Source organism: Mesorhizobium sp. WSM4311 (genome assembly GCF_002295115.1).
In the GTDB taxonomy this organism is placed as follows: domain Bacteria; phylum Pseudomonadota; class Alphaproteobacteria; order Rhizobiales; family Rhizobiaceae; genus Mesorhizobium.
In genome coordinates, this window is record NZ_NSFV01000016.1 from 128,160 (window position 1) to 138,260 (window position 10,101).

9 protein-coding genes and 1 pseudogene are annotated in these 10,101 nt (G+C 62.9%); 2 read left to right on the plus strand and 8 right to left on the minus strand.

What is annotated here, in order from left to right; translation table 11 throughout:
• Positions 1-9: 9 nt before the first annotated feature.
• Both trxC and CK226_RS29635 read right to left on the minus strand, forming a co-directional pair.
• Complete coding sequence (gene trxC / locus CK226_RS29630; RefSeq protein WP_095793738.1) at positions 10-459, minus strand: thioredoxin TrxC; 450 nt, start codon at positions 457-459, stop codon at positions 10-12.
• Positions 460-486: 27 nt separating this feature from the next.
• Positions 487-2,340, minus strand: coding sequence for a heavy metal translocating P-type ATPase (locus CK226_RS29635; RefSeq protein WP_095793750.1), 1,854 nt, complete (start codon positions 2,338-2,340; stop codon positions 487-489).
• A 166-nt stretch (positions 2,341-2,506) separates the two neighbouring features.
• Between CK226_RS29635 and CK226_RS29640 the strand changes: the two genes are divergently transcribed.
• Positions 2,507-5,188: a bifunctional acetate--CoA ligase family protein/GNAT family N-acetyltransferase gene (locus CK226_RS29640; protein ID WP_095793739.1), complete on the plus strand. Its 2,682-nt coding sequence runs from the start codon at positions 2,507-2,509 to the stop codon at positions 5,186-5,188.
• Positions 5,189-5,207: 19 nt separating this feature from the next.
• Here the strand turns inward: CK226_RS29640 and CK226_RS29645 are convergent, their stop codons facing one another.
• Together CK226_RS29645 and CK226_RS29650 are read right to left on the minus strand one after the other, a co-directional pair.
• Positions 5,208-6,761, minus strand: coding sequence for an AAA family ATPase (locus CK226_RS29645; protein WP_095775444.1), 1,554 nt, complete (start codon positions 6,759-6,761; stop codon positions 5,208-5,210).
• Between the two features lie 53 nt (positions 6,762-6,814).
• Positions 6,815-7,213, minus strand: a complete 399-nt coding sequence (locus tag CK226_RS29650; protein WP_095789733.1) for a cytochrome c — start codon at positions 7,211-7,213, stop codon at positions 6,815-6,817.
• Between the two features lie 171 nt (positions 7,214-7,384).
• Between CK226_RS29650 and CK226_RS29655 the strand changes: the two genes are divergently transcribed.
• The gene (locus tag CK226_RS29655) at positions 7,385-8,221 is read left to right on the plus strand and encodes a universal stress protein (RefSeq protein WP_095793740.1); all 837 of its coding nucleotides are present in this window, start codon (positions 7,385-7,387) and stop codon (positions 8,219-8,221) included.
• 72 nt (positions 8,222-8,293) lie between these two features.
• Here the strand turns inward: CK226_RS29655 and CK226_RS29660 are convergent, their stop codons facing one another.
• From CK226_RS29660 to CK226_RS35800, 4 genes and pseudogenes are all read right to left on the minus strand, one after another.
• A complete protein-coding gene (locus tag CK226_RS29660) occupies positions 8,294-8,740 on the minus strand; it encodes a pyridoxamine 5'-phosphate oxidase family protein (RefSeq protein WP_095775429.1) in 447 nt (148 codons plus the stop codon).
• Positions 8,740-9,447, minus strand: a complete 708-nt coding sequence (locus tag CK226_RS29665) for a phosphoribosyltransferase (RefSeq protein WP_095775430.1) — start codon at positions 9,445-9,447, stop codon at positions 8,740-8,742. The genes CK226_RS29660 and CK226_RS29665 overlap by 1 nt, the downstream gene beginning before the upstream one ends.
• A gap of 3 nt (positions 9,448-9,450) precedes the next feature.
• Positions 9,451-9,885 carry a DUF2267 domain-containing protein gene (locus CK226_RS29670; RefSeq protein ID WP_095793741.1) on the minus strand — a complete coding sequence of 145 codons (435 nt, stop codon included), beginning with the start codon at positions 9,883-9,885 and terminating at the stop codon, positions 9,451-9,453.
• Between the two features lie 64 nt (positions 9,886-9,949).
• Positions 9,950-10,101, minus strand: a pseudogene (locus CK226_RS35800) (5-aminolevulinate synthase); the annotation flags it as partial.

A 10,101-nucleotide genomic window follows, 5' to 3' on the forward strand; every position in this document is an offset into this window, starting at 1 on the left:
CTGCGGCTTTCAGGCGGCGACCGTCGGCAGGCGGTCGCGAATCCACCTGACGATCTGGCCTGCCGTCATTGCGCCTGATGTGCGCGCGATTTCACGCCCGCCATGGAAGAGGATCATCGTCGGGATGCCGCGAATGCCGAGCCTTGCCGCAACAGCCTGCTCAGTGTCTGAGTTGAGCTTGAGCAGGCGAACATGTGGCTCCAGTTCGCGCGCCGCCGCTTCGTAGGCCGGAGCCATCATCTTGCACGGGCCACACCATGGTGCCCAGATGTCGACGACAACGGGAATACTGCTGCGCGCAATCTCGTGGTCGAACGCCTTGGCGCCGACGTCCAGCGGGTGACCTGAAAACAGCCTGTTCCCGCACTTTCCGCATTTGGCCTCGTCGGCATTGCGCGCCGGCGGCAGGCGATTGACCCCGCCGCATTTGCCGCAAACCACCAGATTCTGCTGTGCCATGCCCGTTCACCGATCCGTTGTTGTCCACTATGCGCGCCGGAGACGTCCGTCGCCAAGGGCGCGCAGTGCGTTCAAGATGACCGCCACGTCGATCCCTTCCTGAAGCAATGCACCTGCCACTGGTGCGATCTGCCCCATGGCCGCCGCAGCCATTGCCACACCCGAGAGCGCCAGCCCGACAACGATGCTCTGCAGGGCGATCGCACGCGTCCGTCGGGCGATCCGCACCGCCTCGGCGACAGGCCCCAGCCGGTCGGTGAGAACGATGACATCGGCCGCTTCGGACGAGGCTGTCGCCCCGCGCGCGCCCATGGCGACGCCGACCGTCGCCGCGGCAAGGGCGGGCGCATCGTTGATGCCATCGCCAACCATCATTGTCGGCGCTCTTGCTTTCTCGGCCTCGACGATCGCGACCTTGTCTGCGGGAATGGCATCGGCGACGACGGCGTCCAGATCCAGCATGGAAGAGATACGCTTTGCGGCGGCACCGTCATCACCCGTCAGCAGGACCATGCGCGTGATGCCGGCCGAGCGCAGGTTGACGAGCGTGTCGTGTGCATCGGCACGCATCGCATCGCCGAAAGTAAACACGCCGGCAAGTCGTCCGCCAAGTGCGACAAAAATCCTGAGCACCGGCTCGTCCCGGTATTTTTCTTCGCCGCTTTTCGCCCAGCCGGGCAGCGGCTTGTCGGCGAGCACGAGAGCCCGCGATCCCGCCGCGATCGCCATGTTTTCGACCCGACCCTTCAGGCCCGCGCCGCGATGCTCGCGGACATCACGCGGAGGCGAAAGCATCAGCTGTCTGCCGCGCGCCGTCCGGATGATCGAGTCGGCGAGCACATGGTGCGAGGCCTGCTCCAGGGATGCCAACAGGCGCAGCAGATGGTTCGCGTCGCGGCCGGGCGCGGCTTCGATTTCGATGAGCTCGGCGCCGCCGATGGTCAAGGTCCCCGTCTTGTCGAAGATCGCTGTTCGGGCTTGCGCGAGGGCCTCCAGGGCCGTGCTGCCTTTCATCAGGATGCCGGCCCGTGCGGCTCGCGAGACGCCGCCGATGAACGCAACAGGAGCAGCGAGGATGAGCGGGCAGGGCGTTGCGACGACCAGCACCGCAAGCGCCCTGATCGGGTCGCCGGAAATATACCAGGCGGCGCCGGAAACCAGCAGAGTGGCTGGCAACAGGAACAGGGCAAAGCGGTCCGCCATGCGAATGAACGGAGATTTCGCGGTCTGTGCTGCGGCGACCATGCGCACGATCGCTGCATAAGTGCTTTCCTCGGCGAGGGCCGAAGCCCGCATGCTGAAGGTCTCGCCCGCATTGACAGTACCGCTACGCAGCATGTCGCCCGCGGTCCGTCGTTCCGGCAGCGGCTCTCCGGTCACCGCGGACTCATCGATCGAGGCTGAAGCATCGAGCAGGATACCGTCGACCGGAAGCAGTTCGCCGGCGCGTACCAGAAGGGTGTCGCCGACAACGACCTTTTCGACGGAAATCCTTTCCGTTCCGTGTGTCGATTCGCGGTGTGCGACACGCGGTGACCGGTCGGTGAGTGCCTTGAGGTTCCGCTCGGCACGGCCGCGGGCAAAATCCTCGAGCACGGTGCCGCCGGCATACATGATGGCGACCACTATCGCGGCCAGCGGTTGTCCAAGCAGCAGCGCGGCGGACATCGACACCAACGCAATTGCATCGACACCAAAGCGGCCGATCCAGAAATCACGCAGAATGGAGATGGCGAGAGCCGCCACCACGGGCAAGGTGGCCACCGTCCAGATCGTGCCGGCATCAAAGGGTCCGAGCCCGCTTCGCCAGGCTCCGATGCCGCCAGCGAAACCCAGGATCGCGATGACCAGCAATGCGCGCCGCAGAGTGGACTCGTTCATGCGATGCCTTCCGATTTGATCGATGCCCACCAATTTTCGCTGGCACTGACGGGCGTGTCGAACTCAAGCAAACAGCTAGTCCCGATAGGCTGGTGAAGACTTTGATCCAACGCAACGAACAGGCAAGATCGACAGGCGATTATCGCTACGAACAGGAGGCATAGGGGTGACGATCCGAAATCTCGAATATGCGTTCGCCCCGAAGTCGGTCGCCATCTTCGGTGCATCAGGGCGTGACGGCTCGGTCGGCCGTGTCGTGTTCGACAACATCGTCAACGGCGGCTTTGAAGGCGAGATCTGGCCGGTCAACCCGAAATATTCCGAAATTGGAAATCGGCCGTGCTACGCCAAGACTGCCGTTCTGCCTGATATTCCAGACCTCGGTGTCATCGTCACGCCGCCGGACACGGTTCCCGGCATCGTGCGCGAGCTCGGTGACAGGGGGACGCGGGCCGCGGTCGTGATCACCGCCGGGCTTACCCGCGAGAACGGCCTGCGTCAGGCCATGCTCGACGCAGCCAAGCCCACACTGTTCCGCATCATCGGGCCGAATACGGTCGGACTGATGATCCCGCCCGTCAAACTCAACGCCGGATTTGCGCATATGGCCGCCAAGCCTGGCAACATCGCACTGCTGTCGCAATCAGGCGCCATTGCCACGTCGCTGATCGACTGGGCAGGCGATAACAATGTCGGCTTCTCCCAGATCGTCTCGCTCGGCGACATGGCCGATGTCGATGTGGGGGACTGCCTCGACATGCTGGCGGGCGACATGCACACCCACGCCATCGTGATGTATCTCGAAACCATTCCCAATCCGCGCAAGTTCATGTCGGCGGCGCGCGCCGCCGCGCGCCTCAAGCCGGTGATCGTTATCAAATCGGGCCGGCACGAGCAGGCGGCCAAGGCCGCCGCCACCCATACCGGCGCGCTGTCCGGGGCGGATCGTGTGGTCGATGCCGCATTGCTGCGCGCAGGCATCCTGCGCGTCAAAGGCCTGGCCGAGTTGTTCGATGCGGTTGAAACGACCGCCCGCTTCGCTCCGCTGGAGCGAGCCCGCGTCGGCATCGTCACCAATGGCGGTGGCGCCGGCGTGCTTGCCGTCGACCAACTTGTCGACTGCAACGGGGAACTGGCCGAACTCGCACCGGGAACGATTGCCCGCCTGGATGCCGTCCTGCCGGCCACATGGTCGCATGCCAATCCGGTCGACATCATCGGCGACGCTCCGCCTGAGCGTTACCGGGCCGCGGTCGAGGCCATCGCGGCCGATGCCGGGACCGACGTTGTCCTGGTCATGAACTGCCCGACCGGGCTCGGCTCGCCGCTCGCCGCGGCAAGCGCGGTGGCAACGCTCGCGCAGGACGGCAAGATCGGCGGCAAACCGGTCCTGACCTGCTGGCTTGGCGAACACACGGCGCGCGAAGGGCGACGTGTTCTTCAGGACGCCGGGATTGCCAGCCTCGAGACACCCGCTGATGCCGCGACGGCCGTATCCTACCTCGCCGACTGGTCGCGAGCGCAGCGGGCCCTGCTGCGTACGCCGTCGAGCCACGGCGAGGCCGCCACGAGCGGTCGAGAAGCGGTGCTTGCCCTATTCAGGCGGGTCGCCAGGGAAGGCCGGCGCATGCTGACCGAACCCGAGGCCAAGGCGGCGATTTCCGCCTACGGCATCCCGGTGCCCGAAACGATCATCGCCAGATCCCCTGCCGAAGCGGGGAAAGCGGCGAGCCGGCTTCTCAAGACATCCGAGCAGGTCGTCGTCAAGCTGCTGTCAAAGGCGATCTCGCACAAATCGGACATTGGCGGGGTGGTGCTCGGCATAGCATCCGCGGCGGCAGCCGAGGAGGCCGCCCGCTCGGTGAAGGCCCGGTTGCGCAAGCACGACCCCCAGGCCGATATCGAGGGTTATGCCGTACAGCCGATGGTGGTGCGAAAGCAGGCTCAGGAACTGATCCTTGGTGTCAGCCGCGATCCAATTTTCGGCCCGGTTCTGCTGTTCGGGGCGGGTGGCGTCGCCGTTGAAGTGACCGACGATACCGCAATCGCGTTGCCGCCGCTCGACGACGTTCTTGCCGGTGACCTGATCGGGCAAACGCGGATCGGCCGGCTGCTCGCCGGATTCCGCGATCGCAAACCCGCGGATCGGCAGGCGATCGTCGCGGTGCTCAACGGGCTGTCGCAGATGGTCGTCGACTTTCCGTGCCTCGTATCAATGGACATCAATCCGTTGCTCGCCGACACCGACGGTGTGATCGCATTGGATGCACGCATCGAGATCGAACCGGAGCGGGTGGAAGAAGCCGGGCCGAATCCCGCACTGTGCATCCGGCCTTACCCGTCAGGTTGGGAGAAGGAAATTTCGGCAGGAGGCGCTCGCTATCGTATCCGGCCGATCAGGCCGGCGGACATTGCGCTCTATCCCGAATTCCTCGGCAGGATTTCGCCCGACGATCTGCGCCTGCGGTTTCTGTCGCCGCGCAAAGGCTTCTCCGACCAGATGTTGAAGCGGCTCACCCAGCTCGACTACGACCGCAACATGGCTTTCGTCGCATTGGACACAAGCACTGGCGCGCTGGCAGGCATCAGCCGCTTGTCCTGCGATCCCGACCACGTCAGCGCCGAATACGCATTGCTGGTGCGGACGGACTTGCAGGGTCATGGTCTGGGTTGGGAGTTGCTCAGCCAGATCATCGATTATGCAAAGGCCGACGGGATCCGCTGCATCGAAGGTATCGTGCTCAGTGAGAACAGCAAGATGCTGGCAATGTGCCGTGAATTCGGCTTCTCCATCATGCGCCTTCCGAACGAGCCGGGGCTTGTCGAGGCCAAGCTCGAACTCGGTTGAGGTCGATCATCCGCAACAGTCAGGAGGCCGTGCGCAAGGTCTCGGAAGCATCGCGCTGCCAACATCTCCTCAGTTCCGCGGCGATGTCGACGGGCTTTCGATCGGAATCGGTCCTGCGCCAGCTGGCCTTGCCGGCTTTTCGCTGCAATTGACGCGAGAGGATATCCACCGTTGCATCCGAGGGACCGCCCTTGCGTTCGCTGACCCGTTGCCAAAGGACGAGTGGATCCGCCTCCAGCCAGAAACCGAAGAATGGAATACCCCGGTCTCGCGCCGCCTTCTCGATCCGCTCACGATCGGCCGGTCTGTCGAAGACCGCATCAGCTACAACCGAGCCGCCCTCGGAGAGAATCAGGCCGGCGCGCCATGCCATTTCGTTGTAGACGCGGTCGGACACATCCGGTCGGTAGGCCTTGTCCGGCAGCCTGGTCTCGGCGGGGACGCCGTGCATCGCTTTGCGGATGCGGTCGCTTTCGACTATGCGCGCTCCGGGCGGCGCACCGACATGGGCGGCGAGCGCCTCGGCAATAGTCGTCTTGCCTGAACCACTGAGGCCGCCGATGGCAACGAGCCTCGGCGGCGTTTGCTGCAGAAATGTTCGGGCCAGTTCGAAATAGGATCGGGCCTCGGCAGTCAATTTGCCGGAATCGGCGCTGCCTTCCTCGACCTGGGTGGCTGTGACATGCGCGCGCACCGCTGCGCGCACCGCCATGAAGAAAGGCAGCAGGACAAAGCCATCCTCGTCATCGGCCTCGTCGAGGTAGCGGTTCATCACGAGATTGGCGAGCTCTGGGAAACCGCGATGCCAAAGGTCCATCAGCAAGAAGGCAAGGTCGTACAAGACATCGATGCTGGCGATCTGGTCATTGAATTCGATGCAATCGAAGAGGCGAGGCTCGCCATCGAAAAGGCAGATGTTGCGCAGGTGCAGATCGCCATGACACTGGCGGATTTTGCCCGCAGCCTCCCGGCGATCCAGCAATCCGGAATGGCGCGCGAGTGCGGTGCGGAAAGCCGCGGCAAACGTCTCGATCTCCCGCTTTGTAAAAACATGGCTGGTGCCAAAGCCGGCCTCGTTGATGTCGAGCACGCCCATCAAATTGAACGAGCCGGTGCCGTTGTGGATCTTCGGCGCGGCACGATGATATCCCACGACCATGCGTGCGACGGCCGTCATCAACGCTGGCGTCAGTTCTCCTGCGGTCGCCATCCGATCAAGGAGCCTCGACTGATCAAACCGGACCATCTCGATCACCGCATCGACCATTTGGCCGGCACCATCGAAAACGAGTTTGCCGTCGACTTCGCGGGTAATGCGCCGCACGCCCAGATAAAGGCCGGGTGCGGTCTTGGCGTTGAGTTCCACCTCTTTCTCGCAAGCGGCCAGCCTTAGTGCTGGCGTCGAGAAATCGACATAGGGCAGCTTGACCGCCCGTTTGATCTTAAAGGCACGTCCACCAATCAAGAAAATTCGCGATATATGGGTCTCGATCGCTTCGACCGGTCCCGTCATGCCATAGGAGGCGGGATCAAGCAGGAACGCGATAGCGGATTGCTGCTCGTCAACGACCATGTCCGGCCTCTTCCATGCCGGCATCGTGCTGAGACTGTTTGCGCCTTGTGCTTTCATTGCTGCAACGTCTCAACATAACCGGCCAGATCATGGATCCGTTCCCTGGTGACGATTTCCCCGGCATTCGGGCCATATTTCTTCACGTCACCGGGAAGGAATTGCCGGCCCCAGACCGGCATATCGCGATCGCCATGCGCCGGCACCATGCCGCGACCGTCGATGACGGCAAAAACGCGCCAATAGGGGAATTCGCCGCCATTGCGCCTGGAGAGGCGAGTCAGGTCGCTCGGCCGCTTCAACAACTCGTCGCCCAACGGGCCGTCGCCCTTGCCGTCTGGGCCATGGCAGACGGCGCATGAGTTCATGTATTCCGCCTTGCCGTTGCCGAGTTCCTGGGCGCCAGCCGCGTTGAGGGCCAATCCCGCCAGAATCGCCGCGATCAGGAATTTCATCTGCGTTTCCCCGATTGATCGACCGAAACTACAGGGTTGGCTTCCCCGCACGTTGATACGGATCAAATGCCGCCACTCCGGTGTTTGACTCAGCGCAATGAAATCACCGGGCGCCGCCGCTAATGACTGACATCACGACTGAACCTTCACTCGAAATCAGGAGTCGCCGGCGTGACTTTCAGGACACTGCTTACAGTTACCGGGCCGAACCAGGGCGGGGGCGATCTGAAGCTCGCCGCCGACCTGTGCGAACAGATCGATGCGCACCTTTCCGTGCTCGTCCTCGAGATTGCCGCACCGCCCTCGGGTGGTGAGTATGCTGCTGTCGTCTCGCCAGCCTGGCTGGAGGAGCGGCAGGCCGAGCTGAAGAGGCTTGAGAAACGAATTTCGGATGTCGCCGCCTTTCTTTCCCGAAGTGCGGTATCGGCTGATCTTAGTGACGACTATCCCGACATTGGATGGGCCGACGACGTGATCGGGAGGCGTGCTCGCTACGCCGATCTGACCATTCTGGGGCCGGATCTGCTGGCCGGCCACACTTTGAAGGATAAGGTCATCGAGGGCGTCTTGTTCTCATCGGGAAAGCCCATGCTAGTGGTTCCCGAGGGCTCGCGGCCAACGCTGACACCGAAACGCATCCTGGTCGCATGGGACGCTCGCCTTGAGTCATCGCGCGCTGTTCGCGAGTCGCTGGATCTGCTGAAAGGCGCCGATGACGTGCGCCTCGTGATGGTCGATCCGTTGGAGGGCGAATTCCATCACGGGGCCGAACCGGGGGCCGATGCCGCGACCTATCTTGCCCGGCACGGCGTGAAGGTTACGGTTGACCGGCTGCCGAGCTCGAACCATTCGGTTGCCGAAGTGCTTCGCCAGCATGCCGGCGACGTTGCGGCCGAGCTGATGGTCATGGGTGCCTACGGTCATTCCCGGTTGCGCGAGCGCATTTTCGGCGGCGTCACCAAGTCGATGCTTGAGGGGCAATCGCTGCCGGTCTTGATGGCGCGGTAGCGGTTCGCACGAGGAAAAAGCGGGCCGGCGCGGTTTGCGCCGGCCCGCTCCCATTCTTGAAGGGTCGCGTATTTACTCGCTCGCCTCTCGCCCGGAGACCTGCTCGATCAGAATCCGGAAGAAAACATGCGGTGCATTGTCGGCAGCGGGAGGCGCGACCGGCTTGAGTGAGCCGGGTTCCCACCAGTCGGTGTGCTTGCTCAACACAGACCAGGCATGATCCCGCTGAAGCTTGTACCCGATACGATCCGGCAGCTCTTCATATCGACCATCGACTATGACGCTTCTCCATCCTCGGCCCTGCCCGTGTTCGTCGACCTGGACCGACACCAGCGGATTGGCCCGCATCCATTCGATTTTTTTGCCTGGCATGGAAAAAGCATAAAGATGAGCATCCGAATGGGCATAGTAGAGGGGCACGACGTAGGGCTGCCCGTCCTTCGCGCATGCCAGGCGGCCAACACGATTGGCCGTCAGGATTTTCGTGCATTCCAAGGCAGAAAGCGTGCGGACCAGCATCAATGTGATCTCCTGTTCTTCTCTGCCGCCGACCCGTCGCCCACCATATGGCGCTTGCGGGTCTTGTACAGCCGGCCAGCCTCATCCAGCGCGGCTGTCACTTCACTGTCGGAAAGCTGCGGGAACCGCAGGTAGTGATAACCCAATGCACGGAACCGCCCTGGCTGGCTAAGACATACCACGCGATCGGCCTCCGTCGCCAAATCGGCCAATGTATCCGGAGGAGACACCGGAACCGCCACGATGATCTCCCTGGGCGCCCGATGCCTGAGCGCGCGTATGGCGACTTTCATGGTCGTTCCGGTTGCTGCCCCGTCGTCGACGAGGATCACCGTTTTACCTCCTACTGATAACGACCTGCGATTACCCTTGTAGGCGAGGCGCCGACGTTCGAGTTCCGGGCGTTCGAGAGCGACCAGCGAGGCAAGTTCGGCATCGTCGAGCGCATAAGCCTCGACGATCTCCCGGTTGAGCACGACGTCGGGTGGATTGCCATCCACGACAGCGGCTACCGCCAGTTCCGCGTTGCCCGGGGCACCGACTTTGCGGACGACGAGTACGTCGAGAGGCGCGCCCAGGGCTTTGGCGACTTCGGCGGCGACAGGAACCCCACCGCGAGGCAGCGCGAGAACGACCGGCTGGCAAAGATCGAGCCCGGCCAATTCGATGCCGAGTCTCTCTCCTGCCTGCTTACGGTCGCGAAACATTGTTCAATCCGCCGGCCAGAGTTCGCGAAGGGACTTCTTCATCGAGTTTCTCACCTGAGTGATCTCACCATGCGATATATGGCGATCGAGCAGCTTGAACACCGCCCTGATGGCGACGTCGAAATCGACGTCGTCATCGTAGCCGAAGCTGTTCCTGACGCTGAGGACAAAATCACGCTTCTTGCGCTCATGCCCAGGCGCCGATGGGGCCCAGCCCTCGAAGTATATGCCGCGTATCAAAACGGGCAGTTGCGCCGAGAAATCGGCCGTTTCCGCCGGCGGCAACCAATCTCGCATCGCATGCAGAACGGACCTTAGAAGCCGGCACGCACTTGGCTCGCTCCAGCGGAGATCAGCGGCGAGCTCTTTTACCCACTGCTGTGCCTGCTGCGCAGCGTGGGTGAAGCCGGAAAAGGAGGTGTGGGACATGTGGCTCATGGTTCTACTCCCTAAAATTCAGAGGAAGCCGAAATGGATGAAGACGACTGAGCACATGGCCGCTTCAGCCTCCGGCCTTCGCCATGATCAGCGGAACGATCCGATCGCTCTTCGCAACAATGGGCCGTCCTGCCGAGCCGTAGGGAATGCCGAGCGCGTCCCAGGTCTCGACCAGCGCGTCCTGCAGCTCGGCGATCAGCGCATCGGAATGGAACG

Excerpts from the sequence above, each read along its gene's own strand:
- CK226_RS29660 (WP_095775429.1), bottom strand. The coding sequence starts at position 8,740 with ATGCTGGTCCGCACGCTTTCTGCCTTGGAATGCACGAAAATCCTGACG.
- CK226_RS29635 (WP_095793750.1), bottom strand. The coding sequence starts at position 2,340 with ATGAACGAGTCCACTCTGCGGCGCGCATTGCTGGTCATCGCGATCCTG.
- CK226_RS29665 (WP_095775430.1), bottom strand. The coding sequence starts at position 9,447 with ATGTTTCGCGACCGTAAGCAGGCAGGAGAGAGACTCGGCATCGAATTG.
- trxC (WP_095793738.1), bottom strand. The coding sequence starts at position 459 with ATGGCACAGCAGAATCTGGTGGTTTGCGGCAAATGCGGCGGGGTCAAT.
- CK226_RS29645 (WP_095775444.1), bottom strand. The coding sequence starts at position 6,761 with ATGGTCGTTGACGAGCAGCAATCCGCTATCGCGTTCCTGCTTGATCCC.
- CK226_RS29670 (WP_095793741.1), bottom strand. The coding sequence starts at position 9,885 with ATGAGCCACATGTCCCACACCTCCTTTTCCGGCTTCACCCACGCTGCG.
- CK226_RS29650 (WP_095789733.1), bottom strand. The coding sequence starts at position 7,213 with ATGAAATTCCTGATCGCGGCGATTCTGGCGGGATTGGCCCTCAACGCG.